Source organism: Janthinobacterium sp. GW823-FHT06H09, from assembly GCF_058794735.1.
Genome location: NZ_JBXAHC010000042.1, coordinates 1 through 993, shown reverse-complemented (window position 1 = coordinate 993; position 993 = coordinate 1). Strand labels below are relative to the sequence as shown.

Below are 993 nucleotides of genomic sequence, written 5' to 3'. Positions count from 1 at the left end.
ATAGGGAAGCCGTAGAGAAATCGAGTCCGAATAGGGCGATCAGTCGCTGGGTGTAGACCCGAAACCAAGTGATCTACTCATGGCCAGGATGAAGGTGCGGTAACACGCCCTGGAGGTCCGAACCCACTAATGTTGAAAAATTAGGGGATGAGCTGTGGGTAGGGGTGAAAGGCTAAACAAACTTGGAAATAGCTGGTTCTCTCCGAAAACTATTTAGGTAGTGCCTCAAGTATCACCATCGGGGGTAGAGCACTGTTATGGCTAGGGGGTCATTGCGACTTACCAAACCATTGCAAACTCCGAATACCGATGAGTGCGAGCTTGGGAGACAGACGTCGGGTGCTAACGTCCGGCGTCAAGAGGGAAACAACCCAGACCGCCAGCTAAGGTCCCAAAGATTGGCTAAGTGGAAAACGAAGTGGGAAGGCTAAAACAGTCAGGATGTTGGCTTAGAAGCAGCCATCATTTAAAGAAAGCGTAATAGCTCACTGATCGAGTCGTCCTGCGCGGAAGATGTAACGGGGCTAAGCCAGTCACCGAAGCTGCGGATATGATTTATCATATGGTAGGAGAGCGTTCTGTAAGCCTGCGAAGGTGTCTTGTAAAGGATGCTGGAGGTATCAGAAGTGCGAATGCTGACATGAGTAGCGATAATGGGGGTGAAAAGCCTCCACGCCGTAAGCCCAAGGTTTCCTGTTCAACGTTCATCGGAGCAGGGTGAGTCGGCCCCTAAGGCGAGGCAGAGATGCGTAGCTGATGGGAAGCAGGTTAATATTCCTGCACCGTCGTATGATGCGATGGGGGGACGGATCGCGGAAGGTTGTCTGACTGTTGGAATAGTCAGTTTCTGTCTCATAGAAGGCGCTTAGGCAAATCCGGGCGCAGGATTCAAGGGGATGGGACGAGTGCACTTGTGCACGAAGCAATCGGAAGTGGTTCCAAGAAAAGCCTCTAAGCTTCAGTCATACGAGACCGTACCGCAAACCGACACAG

At 51.6% G+C, this 993-nt stretch carries 1 rRNA gene; it reads left to right on the top strand.

Going from position 1 to position 993, the window contains the following annotated elements:
- Positions 1-993 (top strand): 23S ribosomal RNA (locus AC1Q6X_RS27795); the annotation flags it as partial.